At 52.3% G+C, this 18,010-nt stretch carries 14 protein-coding genes and 2 pseudogenes; 10 read left to right on the top strand and 6 right to left on the bottom strand.

The window, feature by feature from the left end; translation table 11 throughout:
- Positions 1–42: 42 nt before the first annotated feature.
- Positions 43–198 (top strand): annotated as a pseudogene (locus tag V8J63_RS19780) (DUF6691 family protein); the annotation flags it as partial.
- Between the two features lie 58 nt (positions 199–256).
- Here the strand turns inward: V8J63_RS19780 and rimA are convergent.
- From rimA to V8J63_RS19765, 4 genes and pseudogenes are all read right to left on the bottom strand, one after another.
- Positions 257–1,066 carry a S6 modification regulatory phosphodiesterase RimA gene (gene rimA / locus V8J63_RS19775; protein WP_336464521.1) on the bottom strand — a complete coding sequence of 270 codons (810 nt, stop codon included), beginning with the start codon at positions 1,064–1,066 and terminating at the stop codon, positions 257–259.
- 141 nt (positions 1,067–1,207) lie between these two features.
- Complete coding sequence (locus V8J63_RS27840; RefSeq protein ID WP_372339877.1) at positions 1,208–1,987, bottom strand: methyl-accepting chemotaxis protein; 780 nt, start codon at positions 1,985–1,987, stop codon at positions 1,208–1,210.
- 78 nt (positions 1,988–2,065) lie between these two features.
- Positions 2,066–3,142 (bottom strand): annotated as a pseudogene (locus V8J63_RS27835) (methyl-accepting chemotaxis protein); the annotation flags it as partial.
- 451 nt (positions 3,143–3,593) lie between these two features.
- On the bottom strand, positions 3,594–3,956 hold the full coding sequence (locus tag V8J63_RS19765; protein WP_197891079.1) for a DUF6124 family protein: 363 nt from the start codon (positions 3,954–3,956) through the stop codon (positions 3,594–3,596).
- A 1,306-nt stretch (positions 3,957–5,262) separates the two neighbouring features.
- Here V8J63_RS19765 and V8J63_RS19760 point away from each other — a divergent pair.
- Together V8J63_RS19760 and V8J63_RS19755 are read left to right on the top strand one after the other, a co-directional pair.
- Positions 5,263–6,687 carry a hypothetical protein gene (locus tag V8J63_RS19760; RefSeq protein ID WP_197891077.1) on the top strand — a complete coding sequence of 475 codons (1,425 nt, stop codon included), beginning with the start codon at positions 5,263–5,265 and terminating at the stop codon, positions 6,685–6,687.
- Between the two features lie 2 nt (positions 6,688–6,689).
- Positions 6,690–8,441 (top strand): ATP-binding protein, encoded by a 1,752-nt coding sequence (locus V8J63_RS19755; protein WP_052392139.1) that lies wholly within the window; start codon positions 6,690–6,692, stop codon positions 8,439–8,441.
- A 45-nt stretch (positions 8,442–8,486) separates the two neighbouring features.
- Here V8J63_RS19755 and V8J63_RS19750 read toward each other — a convergent pair whose 3' ends face one another.
- On the bottom strand, positions 8,487–9,509 hold the full coding sequence (locus tag V8J63_RS19750; protein ID WP_232245456.1) for a phage portal protein: 1,023 nt from the start codon (positions 9,507–9,509) through the stop codon (positions 8,487–8,489).
- A gap of 185 nt (positions 9,510–9,694) precedes the next feature.
- Between V8J63_RS19750 and V8J63_RS19745 the strand changes: the two genes are divergently transcribed.
- The 4 genes from V8J63_RS19745 to V8J63_RS19730 all read left to right on the top strand — a co-directional run bounded on the left by V8J63_RS19745 (position 9,695) and on the right by V8J63_RS19730 (position 13,165).
- Positions 9,695–10,867, top strand: a complete 1,173-nt coding sequence (locus tag V8J63_RS19745) for a polymorphic toxin type 44 domain-containing protein (protein WP_038861919.1) — start codon at positions 9,695–9,697, stop codon at positions 10,865–10,867.
- On the top strand, positions 10,854–11,273 hold the full coding sequence (locus V8J63_RS19740) for a hypothetical protein (protein ID WP_016775446.1): 420 nt from the start codon (positions 10,854–10,856) through the stop codon (positions 11,271–11,273). The genes V8J63_RS19745 and V8J63_RS19740 overlap by 14 nt, the downstream gene beginning before the upstream one ends.
- A 434-nt stretch (positions 11,274–11,707) precedes the next feature.
- Positions 11,708–12,718: a tRNA dihydrouridine(20/20a) synthase DusA gene (gene dusA / locus V8J63_RS19735; RefSeq protein ID WP_129999660.1), complete on the top strand. Its 1,011-nt coding sequence runs from the start codon at positions 11,708–11,710 to the stop codon at positions 12,716–12,718.
- 27 nt (positions 12,719–12,745) lie between these two features.
- On the top strand, positions 12,746–13,165 hold the full coding sequence (locus V8J63_RS19730; protein WP_240783227.1) for a DUF2388 domain-containing protein: 420 nt from the start codon (positions 12,746–12,748) through the stop codon (positions 13,163–13,165).
- Here V8J63_RS19730 and V8J63_RS19725 read toward each other — a convergent pair whose 3' ends face one another.
- The gene (locus V8J63_RS19725) at positions 13,166–13,999 is read right to left on the bottom strand and encodes an undecaprenyl-diphosphate phosphatase (RefSeq protein ID WP_336464519.1); all 834 of its coding nucleotides are present in this window, start codon (positions 13,997–13,999) and stop codon (positions 13,166–13,168) included. It lies immediately after the preceding gene.
- Between the two features lie 490 nt (positions 14,000–14,489).
- Here V8J63_RS19725 and V8J63_RS19720 point away from each other — a divergent pair, with 490 nt between their 5' ends.
- The 3 genes from V8J63_RS19720 (at position 14,490) to V8J63_RS19710 (ending at position 17,952) form a co-directional block, all read left to right on the top strand.
- Positions 14,490–15,230 carry a winged helix-turn-helix domain-containing protein gene (locus tag V8J63_RS19720; protein WP_125918355.1) on the top strand — a complete coding sequence of 247 codons (741 nt, stop codon included), beginning with the start codon at positions 14,490–14,492 and terminating at the stop codon, positions 15,228–15,230.
- A 277-nt stretch (positions 15,231–15,507) separates the two neighbouring features.
- Complete coding sequence (locus V8J63_RS19715; RefSeq protein WP_122699470.1) at positions 15,508–16,167, top strand: winged helix-turn-helix domain-containing protein; 660 nt, start codon at positions 15,508–15,510, stop codon at positions 16,165–16,167.
- 390 nt (positions 16,168–16,557) lie between these two features.
- Positions 16,558–17,952 carry an undecaprenyl-phosphate glucose phosphotransferase gene (locus V8J63_RS19710; RefSeq protein ID WP_016775452.1) on the top strand — a complete coding sequence of 465 codons (1,395 nt, stop codon included), beginning with the start codon at positions 16,558–16,560 and terminating at the stop codon, positions 17,950–17,952.
- The last annotated feature ends 58 nt before the right edge of the window (positions 17,953–18,010 follow it).

Here is an 18,010-nt window from a genome sequence, read left to right as displayed (position 1 = left end):
GGGAATCTGAACGTGCTCAAACTGAATGCATTCCTGGCCGGCCTGCTGTTCGGCGTCGGTTGGGGGATAGCCGGCATCTGCCCTGGCCCGGCAGTGACCATCCTGTTGACGGGCCACTGGCAGGCAATGGTTTTCGTATTGGCGATGCTCGCAGGCATGGGGTTATTTACGCTGCTGGAAACCCGACGCAACCCGTGACCGCAGAACAACCGGCATTCAGGCGCATGGCACCGACGGCAGCCAGTGTCGGTGGGGGTCAATGTTTTGCATAAGAGCGCGGATTGGATGATCTCCCCAGCCACGCACTCGTCGAGATCTGCGCCAACGATTTGAACGAGGGCCTGGCGAACCAGTAGCCCTGCATCAGATAAATGCCGCAATCGGCGAGAAAGTCTCTTTCCTCGGCCTCTTCTATGCCCTCGGCGATCACTTCCACGCCCAACTCTTTACACATGTTCACCACGTTGCGCACGATGGTCTGGCGTACGCGGTCACGGTGAATATTGCGGATCAGCGCCATATCCAGCTTGATCAGGTCCGGTTGAAAATCCGCCAACAAGTTAAGGCCGGAATAGCCTGCGCCAAAGTCGTCGATGGCCGTCTTGAAACCAAACTCACGATACTCACGCAAGATATTCATCAAGTGTTTGTTGCTTTCGACGTGTTCGCCTTCCACAGCCTCGAAGATCAGCCGCTCCAGCGGAAAGCCGTATGTGCGCGCCGCTTCCAGCGTGCTGCGAATACACATCTCCGGCCGGTAAACGGCATTCGGCAGAAAGTTGATCGACAGGTACTGCGTCATGCCTAAGTCAGCCGCGGTGGAAATTGCCCGCACTCGACACAGTTGATCGAATCGGTAACGGTTCTGATCGTCCACCTGCTCCAGGACAGACAAGGCGCCTTCACCGTTTACGCCGCGAACCAACGCTTCATGGGCAAACGTCGTTTGATCGCGCAGGTCCACAATGGGCTGGAAAGCGAAGGCGAAAGCCATCTCCGGCACGCCTTTGTTCCTACAGCCCTGGCAGCCTCCGGGAGACGCGAATGATTTTGGAAAGTCGGTCATGAACCACCTGATGATGGCGTGCAACCTTCCATGGCGATAAATAAAACAGCTGCTGGCCTTAGTTATCTGCAAACGAGGCAATAACTTCAGCCCCGCGGCGCCTGAATAGTTGAAGGCCCCGCGTGCGCCAAGTTGAAAAGATCAGGTGCGGAAATGCGCGGTCATTCGCTGCAGGTCCTGCCCCAGTGACGCCAACTCAATCGTCGCCGCCGCGCTTTCTTCGCTGGCGACAGCCGACTGGTCAGCCACATCACGCACACTGACAATGCTGCGGTTGATTTCGTCGGCCACGGCACTTTGCTGTTCGGCGGCGGCCGAGATCTGCAGACTCATCTCCTGGATCGTACCGATGGACTGATTGATCTCGGTAATCGCCAATTCGGCCTTCTGCGCCAGTACCACCGTATCGAGGGTGCGCTCGCGGCTTGAGGTCATCAGCGTCGCGGCCGCTTGCGTGCCTTGTTGCAGGGTGACGATCAGCGCTTCGATTTCCTTGGTCGAGTCCTGCGTGCGCTGCGCCAGCGAGCGCACTTCGTCTGCCACCACAGCAAAACCACGACCCTGCTCACCCGCCCGAGCGGCTTCGATAGCGGCGTTCAACGCGAGCAGATTGGTCTGCTCGGCGACGGCTTTGATCACATCGATGACTTTGCCGATCTGCTCGCTGTCCTGAGTCAGCACGTTCATCGCACCGCCCAACTCTTCAATGGCCATGGCAAGTTCGCTGATCTGCACCGTCGCCTGCTTCACCACCGTGCTGCCGTGGCGCGCCTGCTGATCGGCGAGGGTCGCGGCAGCGGAGGCATCGGTGGTGTTACGCGCAACTTCCTGCACCGTCGAAGCCATTTCATGCATCGCCGTGGCAACTTGATCCACTTCGCTTTTTTGCTGACGTACACCCGCGCTGGTCTGCTCGCTCATGGCCGAGAGCTTCTCCGCAGAGGTGGAAATCTGCGTGACGCCATTGCCGATACCTTGCACCAGCGTGTTCAGGTTCTGCGCCATCTCCTGCATCGCATTTTGCAGATCGCCCAACTCATCTTTGCGCGCAGACCTGGCCTGGACCGTCAGGTCGCCTTTGGCAATCCGTCGCGCCAGATCAACCGTCAGCGCCAGCGGCGCAGTAATCTGGCGCGAGATGACCACCGAAGCCAACAGCCCGATCACCAGCGCCAGCGCAGTCAATACCGCCATCTGAATAAAAGCCGAATGCTGATCCTCATGCGCAAGGCGCTGCTGGGTGTCCATCAAGCCACTCATGATCTTGTCCATCGCCTTGCTTTCCTGGTCGACCTGCTCGCGCATGTTCTGCTTCTGCTCAAACAGCCCGGCCACTTCCACCAATACTTCGCGATAACGCCGCATGCCGGCGTGGGCTTCTTCCAGTTGGCTCGACAGCGCCGTCGGCAGGCTGGTGCGCGCCTTGCTGATATCACTCAAGAAGCTATCGATGGTTTCCATCAGCAGTTTTTTGTTCACCTCGTTGGGCACCGCAATATAACGACGCAACATCAGGCGAAACGTGGTCATGCCATTGCGCAAGTCAGCCACCGTGCGCAGCTCCCGAACGCGTTCACCATCGGCAGACGCCAAGGCACTGGTCGTGGTGCCTTCAAGCATGCCGGCAAAAGTTTGCGCGTACTTGTCCGACAGCGCCGTCAGCGGTTTCAGCGCATCCGTGGTCGACTGATCGGCAGCGATCAGCCGTTTGACCTTCTGATCGTAGGCAACAATCGTGGTTTGCAAAGCCTTCAAGGCTTGCTGGTTTTCAGCGCGGGTCAAGGTGTCCAGCGCCTTGCCCACAAGGCCCTGCAAGACATTCAACTGCGCGTTATAGGACTCGGCGAACGCTGCGTCAGCGGCGGCTTCGTACTGTTTCTCGGACAGACGCATATTTTGCGTAGCGTCATTCAACGTGCCGATCAGACGCGTCGTACTCAAGCGATCAACCAGCACGCTGTTGCTGTTATAGCCAATGAAGGCAACCGCCAAAACGGCCAGCAGAAGAATGCCGAAGCCGGTTCCCAGCTTGCGGGAAACTTTGATGTCACCGAGGAAATTCGATGCTACTGCCATATTCAGCCTCAAACGTCCTGACGCGAAACGCCAGGCACAAAAATTGATCTCCGGTAACCACAGTCACCGTCCAGGCATTCGGGGGTCGTCATCCAGGGCGTAATACGGGACGCTCCAGCTGTCCCGGAAATGCAAATGCCGATGCTGTTGAAGCGTCGAAAACAACCCGACGCGAGCACCGGCAGACAAATCCATCACGTCGCAACAGAGCATATGCAGGCTGGATTTATCGTTTCAGCAAAGGTGTCTGGAGGGATGCTATTAATTTTGCGAAAACTTGTACAACTTTATATTTTTGTATAATCGTTGAACTTTTTGCGCGACGTGATGACGCATTGCCATCATTATTTATGGCAGATCGCTACTGGCGTGAAAAGACGATGAAAATGTCAATGCAGAACCCCGCCCCTCTGCAGCAACGGCGTGCCGCATGCCACAGAGGGACACGGGTTTACGGCTTGATTTCAACCTTATCCAACGCCTGATTCACCGCCAACTCCGCCAACATCACCACCTGCGCAATGCCTAGCGCAGATTTGCGGCGCGAGTTATCCAGCGTCGCGGCAAAGTTGTTGAGCATTTCGGAGGCAGAACCCAGGGTTTCGCAGGCATTGGCCAACAGGGATTCCATGTCGTACTTCGGATTGGCGAGGTACATGCGTTCGGGCGCATCGGTGCTGGCCCTGATTAGGCTGGCGGGAAGGAGATAGTGATCAAGCGCGCGCTCGGCGGCTTCGTGGAGTTTTTTGGAATTGGGGGATTCGTAGGGGGATGCGGGACTGGTTTCCGGCGGGTTGGGTGTTGGTTTGAACATGGTGTAACTCCTGACGGATTAACGAAAAGGAGCCATCACTCTCGCTACCAAACGAAGGGTGGAGGCCATACGCAGGTTGGTAGACCGGTCGTCAGGAACCCCGGCGCATCCGAAGACGCCCCGCGCATGACCACCATAAAACGAAGACGAGAAACGCCCTCGCAAGACAGCAGTCTTGTGCTTCTGACGGAGACGGGCTACCAAACCCGATCACTGATTTCAGTGACCCTGGGACGATAGAACCCGCAGGCTAGACGCACAAGCCGGCGGATTCTGTCTTAGGCGTAGGGGAAGGCGCAAGACAACGTAGGCTTCTGATGACTTTCACCAGTCAGATTTAAACACGCGCAGGCGTAACCGTTTAAACCGATACTGAAGGACACAAAACATTCAGCAATACACTTTCTCCCATCAGGCCGAGCGCGTCGGAGCCCCGTTCCAACCACAAACAGCGCCTCGCAAGCCTTTGCCTGTTCGCAGACCTGATAAACTCTTGCGCCTTCGCCTTCTTGATCCAGATTCCTCACATGTCCCTACAACCCGTCACACTCTCCCGCCGCTTCTCCGTCGCCCCGATGATGGATTGGCATGGCTAATTCTACAGGCCTCTAAAGTCGCGGCCTCCAGCATCATCAAGAAACGCACGTACCATTTTCGTACCACCCCATTTCTTTTTATCCCCCTGGCGGGACAAGCGACAGTCCTCTCCCATCGTCGACACACACGCCAGTCGCTCCAATCCCAAGCACTTCCTACAAGCGTTTCCGCACGGGCAAAAGGACCTGCACGAGAGTGTCCCTTTATCATCTTCGTGAGTGAGCCCAGCGGCCATCGGCTGCGCCGCCTTATAGAGATGCCATTTTTCGGGAAAGGCATCGGAAAAAGGTAATTTTGGTAAGTCAAACGGTCAATCTTGCTGAAAGCCTTGATTTTACTGGGCTGCAAAGGATCGGCAGGAAGTAATTTTTGAGTAATGTAGAAGTAAGATAATTACCTTTTGAGGAAGTAATATTTGTTTTTGTGAGTGCCTTATAAATCAAACACTTACAGCCGCGTTACCTTTTTCATTACTCAAAATTACTTTCCGAAGTAAGCCAGCAAAGCCAATGAACACGGGGCTTTCGCCGGTGTTCCGGTATTGGAATTACCACATTACTTTTTTCCGATGGCGTTCCTGAAAAACCCTCATCGAAAGGGTTTCGTCTACCTACCTTCCGCTTCGCCAGGTCCGTCCTGTCAGACACCCACCCTTCGCAGGGATCCGCAGGCTTTTTGACCTTCGACGCCCCTACTACAGCGCCCGGCCGTGGGGGCGCTTGGCCGGGTGCAGGACTGCGGAAAAAAAGACCTATTTAGCCCGCAGGCGAGGTGGGGGGACGACGGCGCGCGCCAGCGTTCAATCGAGCTGGTGCGGCGCCATTTGCCGTTTGAGTTTGGAGGGGAGAGGAAAGAACTGAGAACGTGTTCTACACTGAAATTTTGCGCCACTATTCTGGCATCAAAGCTGACGACTAAAGGCGAATTTATGGAAGATGGCGGTTATTACGCACTCAAGGGCTTTGACTTTCAAATAGACAAAACCATCATTGAAATTTTTTCGGCAGCGGCGGACACCGACGAAATTTCTATAGAAAGAATCCAAGATCTAAACTCGGATGCTTTCGTCACCCAAGTCAAATATAAAGAAACGCAAACCTTTGCGTTTTCAAAAATTCGAGACCCTGTAGTTCAGTTAATTCAAGAATTCGAGTCCGATACAGCTGATAGAACCTACATACTTTATTGTTACTTCTCCGACCAAATGGAAAGCATTAAGACTTTTGATGCCACTGAAATCGACAACATCCTTGAAATCAAACTAAATAAAAACTGCTCGGACGCACATCGAAAAAAACATGAAATAATAAAGTCCATCCCTAGCTCATTAAAAAAATCCTTCGCAGCTAAATTCCAGCTTATATTCGCACCTAATCACAGTACCCAATTTGATCGAGCACTCAATATAATCGCAAGCCAAGCTTTCTGCGCCACTGATTCTGAAGCTTCATTCTATTACTGCTATTTAGCGGACCACTTACGCCGGCTTGTAATATCAAATCCAGATATTGATTCGAGAGTTTGTACCAGAAAAGGAATAATCTCCTCTCTCACAGATCGCAAGCATCAATTCTTCTATTCAACTCTGGCTTATATGAGCGGACGAGAATCGCTTATAAAAACATTAAAAAAAGCTTTCCCAAAACTGCAGCCACAGCAGAACAACTTATTATTCATAGGCATAAATCTAGCTAAACAGACTTCACAACTCACAAACCTGATCACCTCCATAATCGAACAGCAATTTAACAAGCCAACGTACGATGTCCACCCCATTACTTTCATCATCGACCAACCGGACATTACTTCCTTAAAAAAAGGCATGCTACTTAAAAACATAACTTTTAACGATGGCTATGAATCAATCCAATTCAATAGTCAACAATTCAACAGAAGACACTTATCCTTACGAAAAACAACGGCTACAGGTAGAGCCCTTGAGACGTTAGGACAAATATCTTACAAAGCACGAATCATCACCCTGGCAAATTTTATAAAATCTAATTCAGATTACGATCGACCGGACAGAATTTACTATTTCGACGCGGATAAATTTAGCGATTACACCGACATTCCCTCGTTCCAAATTAACGAACTCCACTGCGATGAAATTTGGCAATTATTCAAGAGGTAAGTATGAATTCCGAAAACTTCAAAATTGTAAGCGTCTCTTCAAACGCGTTGATTATCGAGATTGTTGATCCTTCGAAATTTTCCGGGGAGTTCAGTATAGGAAGCTATGTCGGGGTACCGTGCAGAGAGTACGCGGGACAACATGTTGTCGGTGTCATAGACAATTACAAAGTTAAAGATAATTATGTAACCGATGCAAACTCCCCGGCCAAATCACCATCTTTTCTACTAGACGTGAAACTTATAGGTATGCTTCACGAGACGGACGAAGGCATGATATTCAAACGAGGTGGCCACGGAATCCCCCTGCCACCTAATAACAGCATACGGATATTAGAAGCAAAAGAGCTTGATGATATTTATTCCACAGACCTGACATTAAAAGACAAACTAATATTTTCATCACTTGTAAACAGCCATAACACGAGAGTGCCTATAAACGGCAATAAATTTTTTAACAAGCATTTTGCGATAGTTGGCTCAACAGGCTCGGGAAAATCGCATACAGTTGCAAAACTCCTCCAATCTGCAGCAGATTCAAAACACGGAAATTTCGAGGGGCTAAACAATTCTCACATCGTCATATTTGACATACATGGAGAATATAAAAGCGCGTTCCCAAACTGTAATTACTTAAACTCAGAAAAATTAAAAATTCCTTACTGGCTATTTGACGGTGAGGAACTGAGCGAATTATTCATCGAAAGCTCAGAAAACAATTCATACAATCAAGTTTCTCAATTTAGATACGCTGTCATTGAAAACAAAAAACTTCATAACGAAGGGAAAAAAGTTTTCTTTGACTCACCACTTAAATTTGATATACACGAGGTAATGCGGTACATCAAAAACATGAATTCCGAACTCATCAACAAAAAAAAGGGGCGCAAACCAGAAGACAAGGACAACAAATCATTTGAGTCGCGCATCCCCGAATACTTCCAAAATGAGTATGAATTCGACAAACTTAGCGCAGACTTTGTAAACGGTCCTTACACTGGTGATTTTGAACGATTTATAATGCGACTGGAGAACACAATCAGCAACTCAAGGTTGGACTTCCTATTCAAGAACGTTGACGAACTTACTATCGAGGGCGTGTTAGAACAATTTCTAGGTTATCAAAAAAATAATGAAGCGAACGTTACCGTCATTGACTTGAGCGGAATACCTTTTGAAGTACTAAGCATCACTGTATCTTTAATATCCAGGATTTTGTTCGAGTTCGGATACTACTATAAAAGACTTTTATCACAACAGTCGGACTGCGAGACACCTATCCTTCTAGTTTATGAAGAAGCGCACAAATATGTTCCCCGCAGCGACTTAACACGTTATCGCGCATCCAAAAATGCGATTGAGAGGATCGCCAAAGAAGGTCGAAAATATGGCGTTACACTTGCCATAGTCAGTCAACGCCCATCTGAAGTCTCGGAAACCATTTTCTCTCAATGCAGTAACTTTGTTGCCATGCGCCTGACAAATCCAGACGACCAGAGTTATGTACGAAAACTACTACCAGACACCTCTGGGGATTTAATATCAAATCTACCCACCCTGCAGTCGGGCGAAGCACTTATAATTGGGGACTCAATAATAATTCCCTCCATGGTAAAAATCGACAAATGCATAGCAACACCGAACTCTGTAGATATTGCATTTTTTAGTAAATGGTCAGAAAACTGGAAGGATGTAGAGTTCGAAAGTGTCACAGGGCTTTGGAAGCCATCAGATATTTTGGAGTTAGACATTTAAAAAACGTCGAGCCGGTGTTGAAGCACCGGCTCGCGAATTGGCTTACTATGCGGAAGTTTCGCTCCCTGCGGGGATATAATATGGTTTGAACTTGACAACTTCTTCACCCAACCATTCATTCAACTGCGACATACGCGTCTGAATCGGTTCCAGCTCATTGGCCGCATAGATCTGCGCTGCCTCTCTGATCGACCCAAACCCACCTGCGTTTTGCGGCACAATCCCCATCAACTGCGGCGGAATACGCAGGCTTGCCAACACGTCATCCCGTGTCTGATTCTTGATCGAGTTGAATTCATCCTTCGCTGCCACCTCGCTCACCGGGATCAGTTGGATCCCGTCCTTCTTGCCGGTCGGCGAGTACACGAACAAATTCCGAAAATTCCCAAGCCCTTTCGACTCCTTCAACGCTTTCCGCAACGCATCAATATCAGCCTCCGTCTGCGCCGCATCGGTCATGTACAGGATGAACCCGGCATGGCTGCCGTTCTCATAATACTTGCGCCGAAACAACGTCGCAGACTCGTTCAACAACGCCGACTGCAAAGCGCTAATCCACTCCGGCAGCCCATAAATCTCCTGGTGCAGATCCGCCTCACGCAAATGAAAAATGCTGTCCGTCTCAAACACGTGCTCATCCTTCCACCCCCGCACCTGGTAAAACCGCCCATCCGGCCCAGCGCGCATGTACTTCGCCAACGGCGCCTCCAGCTTACGAACCCCGCCCAACCGCGAACGCCGCCCTTCCAGATAGCCATTGCCCAGACACAGAAAGTCCAACGCAAACTGCTCAAACGAAGACCGCGACAACAGCGGATGCGGGATAAACGTCTTACTCAACAGGTTGCGCTTGAACATCAACCCGGAATGCAAATGCACGCTCGCCCCAACCGACCGGGCCAGCCCGTCCAGCGACAGCGGCGGCTCATACCACCGCCCGTTGAACCAGCACTCCAGATAGTCGAAAACCTCACGACCACCCAGCACCGGCGTCGGCTCGCCGAAGGAAAACACCTGCGTCCCGGCGCCGGTGGCGGGTGTGGTCGCTGGCAACGTCTGGTTGGCCATTTGTTCATTCATCAGTAAATCTCCATACGCCCGGTGTTGGCAGTGGTCTGCCCCTCAAGCGGTTGGTGACCTCAATCCAGTCCCACCTCTCCTCGGAGACCCTTTCGCCATTTTCCGGTAACCTTTCAGCACCCAGGCCAGTCCTGGCGTAAGTCAATGGACGATGAAAACAAGGATGATATTGGATGATTTCCTCTGCACGATTAGGCGACAAACACGTCTGTCCATTACCAGGTCACGGCACTACCCCGATCGCCTCCGCCAGCGGTGACGTAAACATCAATTTCATGGGCTCTGCTCGAGTCGGTGATACGTGTGGTTGCGGAGCGGTGATTACAACAGGCTTCCCATCTATTCAGGTCAACGGTCGCCCAATGGCCCACTTGGGCAGTCCGACCAGTCACGGCGGCACAGTCATAACCGGATCAGGTGACGTCGGTGGCGGCTTCGTGATGGGGGACGCTGGCGGTGCAACGATCATCAATTTCATGGCGCTCGGAGCCTTCCGCCCCGACGGATCCCTGGACGATGAGAAGATGGCAACGTTGCTGGCCGACCCGAAACTCACTGAAAAAGCCAAAGCAGCAAATGCTCTGGTTGAGCCAAAGTCCGCCGCAAAGCAGCCTGATAAAAAAACCGAAGAGAAACCCGAGCCAAAAGCCGCACCCGCTGCCTGTAAAGACCCGGACATGATGGAGCAACTGGCGACTTACATCGCGGCCGAGATGAACACCAACATAAATAGCCCAGCCGTTCGCCAGATGAAGGAACTGAACAGCTACGACGCACATGCAAAAACCAAGGAATACATGGCACTGCCCTTTTACCTTCAGCTCGGTCCCAAGCCAGACTTCTATAGCTTGGCGCTGGGAATGAAGGCAAAGGCTCTGGCTATCTGGACTGAGCGGGTTGGCCAGAATCGCCCATGGGACCACAAACCGATCATCCGCAGGACTATCGGGGGCGTTTGGCACAAGCAGGGAGAGTACGATTACTTCTACGATATTTGGTCGAACATTCATTACGGCTATGTGGGCAGGGCTGGCGGCCTATCCGAAAGTGCATTACTGGATGGTGCAGGTGGCGAGCAGATCGTTTCTGACGCTTTACGAAAAGCCCAGGAGGTCGTAACGAAACCAAAAGAACAGTGGGAGCTACCCGGCCCAAACCGTTCAGGCAATGTCGACGGTTTGAGAGCGTGGGACGATGCGCCCGACCGAATATCCATCAGTATCGGCGTAAAGCTCTATCGCCAACATCCCAATGGGGGCATTACCGCCAAAATGATCATGGATCAGGTGCTTGCAGTGCCCTCTAAAGAATGGGGAAAAGGAATCAAACTACATGAATGCAAATAAAACCAGACGCCGGTATGGGCGCTGGATCCTTCTGGCGCTCATTGCTCTTCCAATCGCTGTCTGGTACCTCGGCTCCCCCGTCGTAGCGGTCAATTTTTCCCCGAACAGTGAGGGAGAATTTCACTACGTTTGGAACACCCAGGACAGGATTCATAGAGGCGATATCAAGCATGGTGGCGCAGCCGTCGAGTTCGGCTACCTATTTCCTGATGACGATTTTTTCATGATGTTTGATTGGTGGACTGATAAAGGTTTTCAGAGGTGCATCGACATCAGCCCCAAATGGGGCCGAACCATTGATATTTATCTGGATGCAACAGGCAGGATCGATATTGCTAAAACCGGCCCGGACGTTATTGCTCGAATAAAACAATGCACTGGCGAACCTGACCCTTTCCGACCATGAGTTAGCCGTGAGCTCTCATGGAACAGCAAGTAGGCCACATCGATCGTCATAGATGGGGCGGCAGCGCCCCAATCTACTCCGAGAATGTCATTCAGTCTTTCCAGCGCAACCAAGACTGGACGTAAGTGCAGCCATTGATGCACTCGAATCCTGCGTTATCGCCCGCTTGAGCGCCCGCTCATCCAGCTCTGATCCGCGCTCGTGTAGTTCGTTTCCGGGGCGCAAATCTCGCTCTCTTGGTAGACTTGCACTCCATTCCGCCTGATGTGGTGCTGCGCGGTGTAACGCACAGCTCACATTCGCCAGTTTTCGAGTCCCGACAACTGCCATAACCGAAAGTGGTACGCATTGAGTTCGAATGGGTACATCGTACCCATCAGATCCCGAAAACCCTTGAAAACGCCCAAAAGCACGCCGAAAACACGTTGAGTAAAATGGTCCAGAATCAGAGCTTTAGCCCAGTAAAACCAACGCCTGAGCCGTCCCGGCGCTTCAGTGTGGCACCCATGATGGATTGGACGGACCGCCATTGCCGTTTCTTCCTACGTCTCCTATCGAAGAACGCCCTGCTCTACACCGAAATGGTCACCACCGGCGCTCTGCTCAACGGCGATCACGAACGTTTCCTGCGTCACAACGAAGCCGAGCACCCGCTCGCGTTGCAGCTCGGGGGTAGTGTTCCGCTCGATCTCGCCGCCTGCGCGCGCATGGCGCAGGAACATGGCTACGACGAGGTGAACCTGAACGTCGGCTGCCCGAGTGATCGTGTGCAAAACAACATGATCGGCGCGTGCCTGATGGGGCATCCGCAGTTGGTGGCCGATTGTGTGAAGGCGATGCGTGATGCGGTGTCGATTCCGGTGACGGTGAAGCACCGGATCGGCATTAACGGGCGCGACAGTTATGCCGAGCTGTGCGATTTCGTCGGCACTGTTCGGGATGCCGGATGCACGAGTTTTACCGTGCATGCGCGGATTGCGATCCTCGAGGGGTTGTCGCCGAAGGAGAATCGCGACATTCCGCCGTTGCGCTATGACGTGGCGGCGCAGTTGAAGGCGGATTTTCCGGAGCTGGAGATTGTGCTGAACGGCGGGATCAAGACCATGGAGGCCTGCCATGAGCATCTGCAGACGTTCGATGGCGTGATGTTGGGGCGTGAGGCTTATCACAATCCTTATCTGCTAGCGGAGGTCGATCAGCAACTGTTCGGCAGTACCGCTCCGGTGATCAGTCGGGCTGAGGCGTTGGCGCAGTTGCGGCCTTATATCGCCGAGCATTTGCTGGCCGGTGGTGCGATGCATCACATCACTCGGCATGTGCTGGGCTTGGGCACAGGGTTCCCCGGGGCGCGCAAGTTTCGTCAGTTGTTGTCGGTGGATATTCACAAGGCCAAGGATCCGCTGGCGTTGCTGGATCAGGCGGCTGAGTTGCTTGAAGGGCGTTGATTGATGGTTTGAGTGTGCGGGCGGCGCATGAGCGTTGCCCGGTATTTTGATGTACTGACAGGATGTCTTTTGTTTATGCCCGCGTTTACTTTTTCAGGTTTCAAGCGTTTCACCCTCCTCGCCTTGTTCAGCTTCACTTCCGACGTTTATGCGCACTGCGATGGCTTTTGCATGGGCCGTACCGATACGCCGTGGGAGGTGACGCAGCTTTCCGGCTTCACTTTGGTGTCTTTAATCCTCGCACCTATTTCGTCTAGCCAGGAAACGACCGACAGTCACAAGCGTGTTTACTCTGCCGAGGAGCAAGAAGACGCGCGACTCTATCTGGCCAGCGACGGCATGCTGCAAGCCGCGTATTTCACCTCGGCCTTGCAGCGCTTTCGTCAGGAGTCGTCGGATTCGACGTTAAACGATCTCGCCGTGGCGGCGTTGATCAGCGCGCAGTGATCAGGCGGCCGCTGCGGCGGTCCAGTTCACCCAGCCAAACAGCCAGGTTGCCAGAATGAACAAACCAAAACCGATCCGGTACCACGCGAACGCGGCATAGCTGTGGTTGGCGATAAATTTGAGCAGGCCACGCACAGCAATCATGGCGAAGATGAACGCGGTGACGAAGCCGAGGGCGAAGACTGGCAGATCGTTGGGCTGGAACAGGTCGCGGTATTTGTAGCCGGAGTACACGGCGGCGCCAACCATGGTCGGCATGGCGAGGAAGAACGAGAACTCGGTGGCGGCTTTGCGCGAAAGGCCGAAGAGCAGACCGCCGATGATCGTCGAGCCGGAACGCGAGGTGCCGGGAATCATCGCCAGGCATTGTACGAAACCGACCTTCAACGCGTGGGACCAGCGCATGTCGTCGACATGTTCGACGCTGACTACATGGCTGCGCTGTTCGGCCCACAACATGACGATGCCGCCAACAACCAGGGCCACCGCAACGGTGATTGGGTTGAACAGGTATTCATGAATCGCGTCGGCGAATAACACGCCGAGGATAACGGCCGGGAAAAACGCGATCAGCAGATTAAGGGTGAAACGTTGCGCGTTGCGCTCGGTGGGCAGGCCTTTGACGATTTCGAAGATCTTCGGACGAAATTCCCAAACCACAGCAAGAATGGCCCCCAGTTGAATAATGATGTTGAACGCCATGGCGCGTTCGCCGCCAAACTCGAGCAGGTCGGCGACAATAATCTGGTGGCCGGTACTTGAAATGGGCAAGAATTCGGTCAGGCCTTCAACCGCGCCCAATATCAATACCTGGAAAAGGGTCCAGAAATCCATTAATCCTCCGTCAGAGCACTCAGGGTGAGCGACCAGTCAATAACACTCAGGGGTTGAGTATCTGAAGTAATTCATACAGCGATTCGCCGATCCGGAAGAATAGGGTTTATGCAGAGTTAGACTCAAGAGCTGTTAGTAATCGTCGGCCGACGAACTAAACGGAAAAAATTTACATCTATTACAACAAATGTTTCAGTTCAGATATGAAGTGTGATCAACCTCACACATTGTTGACATGGCCAATCAATGGCAAAAGGACATAGACAAAGCCATCGCCACAAGCTCAAAATAGTGGCACCATTGCATATAGCCATCATCTACGCGTTAGTTCACAAGCCCGAGAAAATCAACTAAAAGCCTGAAAAGCTTAGTTATTGTTAGAAAACTCGGGAGACACGTCTAAAATCCGCACAAATGTTACCAATTGTCAGTCACAGATGAGAACCGGTGCTTTAACATCCCGATGTCAGCACCTAATTCGAGTCAACGCATGATGCTCTCAGGGAACTTGGCGACGAGAAGTCCGCGCCCGACAAATGATGAATCCGGTGTTCTTGCGCTGGGTCGTACACTGGGTGTGGCTGATCATTTCAGATCGCTGATCGCAAAGCACGTGCAACCCGATATGACCCTGGAAACAGGTGCTTTCACTAGTTCATATAAACAGCACGGCTACATAGGTTCCTATCGCGCCATTTTCGTCATCATCGATAGTCCACAAGCCATCGAAGAAAATCTGGCCCTGGTGCAGACCCTGCGCGATGACAACTTGAAGCCACTTATTTGCGCTGTCGTTACCGGCCGCGGTGCCGTCAACAAGATCAAATATTTCCTCGCCGGGGCGGATGCCTGTATCAAGCTCAACACATTGAGCGATGACAGCGAAGACTTGCTCGCGGAGTTCTTCAACAGCGAAGACTGGCAACGAGATATCAATCTCACGCTTGATCCGACGCGGATCTGCCTGATGGACAGTCGGCGCAAACTGGATATCTCTTTCGCCGAAATGAAGATCCTCGAGGCCTTTGCGCACACCGGCAATCACATTCTGAGTCATGATGAAATCGCCAGCATCATGGGCCTCAACACCAATTTCTACGACCCTCGGGCACTGGAAAAATCAATCAGTCGCTTGCGTGGAAAAATCAAGGACATGTATGGTACAAACGCGATTCAGAGCATCCGCGGCTACGGCTATCGCCTGATGCGGGGCCTGATATCGACTGCCTGAGTCTCGGGCAGTCTTCCCTTTTGCATACGTACGAAGGATCGTCTGATGCAGCCATATCGTTTCAATTGCGCCTCATACTTATTAAAACTCAAGCACTTGAATGAGCACGGCATCACGCCACATAACAATAAAACTCCATAACATAGCAGCAGATCGAGTGGAATTTATCGATGGCCATTTTCGGCCAGAACCCTGCCTACGATTACTTCCGAGGAAGTCATTGCTCGCCTGCCGATTTATCTTTTAGCCAATTTTGGTGTGTATTTAGGAGAGAGACATGGAAACGAGTACAACCCTCCCCAGAAAATATTTTGTTGTTGTGACGCACAGCACAACGTCGCAACGTGAACTGGAAAGCATCTTGTCCAGTGAGCGTTTCAATTCGTTTGGCACGTCGCAGGCACAAATGTTTGTTGAAGGTGTTGCTTCGCCCTCTTCCGCCCCGATGGTCATGGAGTTCAGTTACCCAAGCCTCAGCCGAAAGAATGTTGCGCGCAGTATCGAACATGATACTCAACGCATACTGGCCACTCTTGAAAATGAATGGCGAGCTGCGCAAACAGACAATCCGTTTCAAAGCTTCCCGACACGCAGTGCAGAGCGCGCTCATATCTCCAATGTCTGCGAGAGCACTGAGCCTTGCAGCGACACCTGGCATCTTGACGATGAACAAGGCGTGTTGCTCAAGGACAATGTTGCGATCAGCCTGACTGGTTTGGAAACCGCTCTGGTCAGGAAAATGCTGAGCCATGAAGAGCGCGTGGTCAGTCGTGATGACTTGATCATCAGCATTGGTCGGGAACCCGAGCAATACCGTGGCCTGGAAATGTGCCTGAGCCGATTGCAGGATAAATTCAAGAGCGCAAGTAATGGCGAGCGATTGTTCCGAGCCGTAAGAAATCGCGGATATTGCCTGATCCAGGAAGTCGTTGCTTAATCACAAGCGACACACAAACCAAGACAAACAGATATAAAGTGCGACTACAACAACAAGAAGAGCACTCTGTTTGGTTTTCCCTCCCTGATTCAATAAAAGCTTCCCTGCCTTCACCCTTCAACAGTAACAAATACGCCCTCGCTTTTTCATCCCCCGCTCTGCGACCTTTTCTAACAACCTTCTATTTAATTATTAAAAAGTTGGCATTGTGCCATCTTGTTAGAACTCGTCAGACACCATTCCCGGCAATAACTTAGTCTATTGGCTGACGACAGTTCGGCTCTCGATGTTGTTACCTCAAGACACTCGCTAAAACAAAAACAATAAGTCTGCATAACAACTCGGCTTTCAACTGTTGAAACCTGAATGGACGTCTTTTGGGGATATCGTATGGATCTTTCTCTCAGTATTAATCGAAGCACGGGCCTCAAGGGACTGACCTTTTGGGGCCAATGGGCGCTGGCACAGGCTTTCGTTGTGACGCTGCTGTTCATCCTCGCTGAACAGCACACCGGCACCGTCGCGTTCTACTACCGAATGTGCGCCACCCTCGCCGTCCTGGCGTCGGTGCCGGCTTACACATTCAGCGGCGTTTATCGCAAACGCGACAACTACCTGACCGGCCTCGGCCGCTTGTTCATGGGCTGGTCGATGACCATGGCCGCGCTGGCGTGCATCGCGTTTGTCTGCCAGGCCGATGAGCTGTTTTCCCGTCAGGTGATTCTCAGCTGGGCGGTGTATGGCTTCCTCGGTCAGGCGTTCCTCTACGCGCCGCTGCATGCATTTTCCAAGTACTACCAGCGTTCGCGTAAAAGCGAACACCGAACGTTGATCGTCGGTACTGGCGAATTGGCGTTGGGCCTGGCGAAAAAGCTCAGCCAACTGGAAAACCTGCCGCTGATCGGTCTGGTCAGCAACGGTGACAAACCGGTCCTCGCTTCCGACGCACCGCGTGTCGTTGGCGCTCAGGACGAGTTGCTTGAGCTGATCGAAGCCCACGACATTCGCCGCCTCTACATTACCCTGCCGCTGTGCGAAGCGGCGAAGATCGAAGCGATGTATGTCGATTTGCTCGGGGCCAACGTCGATGTGGTGTGGGTGCCGGACTTGAACAGCCTGACCCTGCTCAATCATTCGGTGAAAGTCGTGGACGGCCTGCCGGCGATTTACCTGAACGAAAGCCCGCTGACCAGCCGCCCGACCGCTGCCCTGAGCAAGAGTCTGGTTGAAAAAACCGTGGCGTTCCTGGCGATCATTGCGCTCAGTCCGCTGCTGTTGATCATCGCTCTGGCGGTGAAAATCAACTCGCCCGGCCCGGTGTTTTTCAAGCAGGACCGCCATGGCTGGAACGGCAAGGTGATCAAGGTCTGGAAATTCCGCTCGATGCGTGTCCACGATGACCGCGAAGTGAAACAGGCCAGCCGCAATGACTCGCGCATTACCGCAGTAGGCCGTTTTATTCGCCGCACTTCCCTCGATGAGTTGCCGCAACTGTTCAACGTGTTGCAGGGGCACATGGCGCTGGTGGGTCCACGGCCGCATGCGGTGGCGCACAACAATTACTACTCGGGCAAGATCCTCGCTTACATGGCCCGCCACCGAATCAAACCGGGCATCACTGGCCTGGCACAGATCAGTGGCTGCCGCGGTGAGACCGACACCATCGACAAGATGCAGAAGCGTGTCGAGATCGACCTGCAGTACATCAACAGCTGGTCGTTGTGGCTGGATCTGAAGATCCTGGTGAAGACGCCGTTTACGTTGTTGTCGAAGGATATTTACTGAGGTTCAGCGCTGCAGATCACAAGGGGACGAAAGTCCCCTTTTTTGTGGGCGGGATTTG

The organism is Pseudomonas sp. CCNWLW23 (genome assembly GCF_037095675.1).
Lineage (GTDB): Bacteria > Pseudomonadota > Gammaproteobacteria > Pseudomonadales > Pseudomonadaceae > Aquipseudomonas > Aquipseudomonas atacamensis.
The sequence above is the reverse complement of the archived record's forward strand: the minus strand, read 5'-3'. Positions and strand labels throughout refer to the sequence as shown.